The organism is Vibrio sp. 03_296 (assembly GCF_002265885.1).
Genome location: NZ_NPKW01000378.1, coordinates 1 through 1,272, shown reverse-complemented (window position 1 = coordinate 1,272; position 1,272 = coordinate 1). Strand labels below are relative to the sequence as shown.

Below are 1,272 nucleotides of genomic sequence, written 5' to 3'. Positions count from 1 at the left end.
CAATGGCGACCAGAAGAGGCGCGGACAATCGCAGCGGGCGTACCAAAACCAGATAGCGCCTTCAATAAAAGAGCCGAAACACCAAGCAATAATGATCGCCTGTATGCGGCGGTCAGCGGAGATATCGGTAAAGCCGTTGCGAATGGTGGTGATGGCTCCGGTGTGTTTCAACGTGTTCAACAGGAAAATGGCGCCAAATACAATCCACAACACGGAGACGGTAATGCCAAGGCCTTGTAGCACAGAAGCGATGACGCGGGTGGTGGACATGTCCCAACCAAAGAGGGCAATCACCACAGTGAGTGCGAAGCGACACGCAGCAGCGTTTTTTTAGCCGGCCAGTTGAGACCGACCAGTAGGATGGCAGCGACCACAATTGGCGAAAAGGCCAAAAGGGCTAACATTGTTTCACTCATAAGTACTTCCTCGTACAGCTTGATCAACCTTGATGGGGTAGGGTTATCAGGTTGGTCTGACTTCCAATTGCAGTGTTCAACTGACACGGATAATTGAAAAAAGCTTATTGTTTTTGTAATGGGTGCTTGTTAATTTGGCGTGAATTTACCCCTTTATTTTTATTGATATAGGGAAATAATGAAAATCATTCCTTCCAAAAATGACATAATCCAATGCGTGCAGATGACTTAATCTTATTTAGCCAAGTGGTTGAACAGGGCAGTTTTAGTAAGGTGGCTGAAGAAAATAGCCTTACAAATTCGGTGGTTAGCAAAAGAATTGCGCGACTTGAAGAAGAAATTGGCGCTCAATTATTATATCGAACAACGCGAAAATTGACGTTGACCGAGGCGGGCAAGGCGTTAACTGCATAGTGCCAAAAATGTGAAGCAAGCCACTCAGGAGGCTAGTGGATGCTGTTGCAGGCTTTGGAGAGAATGTCAGTGGCCATATCAAAATGTCGGTACCGACGATTTCGGGTGACTTGATATTGGCGGATGCGGTTGCCGAATTTTGTAACCAGCACCCAGGATTAACCGTCGATATGTCGTTAGATCATCCGTTGTTGACCTCGTGTCAGGTGGCTATGATTTGGTCATTCGCACGGGTTATCTTGAGGATTCCAGCTTGATTGCTCGACATATTCTCGATTCCCAATGGGTGGTGTGCGCATCTCCTTCCTATATTGCCAAACATGGAAAACCGCTCGTTCCTACCGATTTAACTCAGCACAACTGCTTGCAGTATGCCTACCAACCACAGGGCGTCAGAGTGGGAGTTTAAAGGGGATAAAGGCAACTACATTGTACGTGTAGC

The 1,272-nt window shown here is 46.9% G+C and carries 2 pseudogenes; one reads left to right on the top strand and one right to left on the bottom strand.

What is annotated here, in order from left to right:
- Positions 1 to 416 (bottom strand): annotated as a pseudogene (locus CIK04_RS24795) (L-lactate permease); the annotation flags it as partial.
- Between the two features lie 213 nt (positions 417 to 629).
- Between CIK04_RS24795 and CIK04_RS33795 the strand changes: the two are divergent.
- Positions 630 to 1,272 (top strand): annotated as a pseudogene (locus tag CIK04_RS33795) (LysR family transcriptional regulator); the annotation flags it as partial.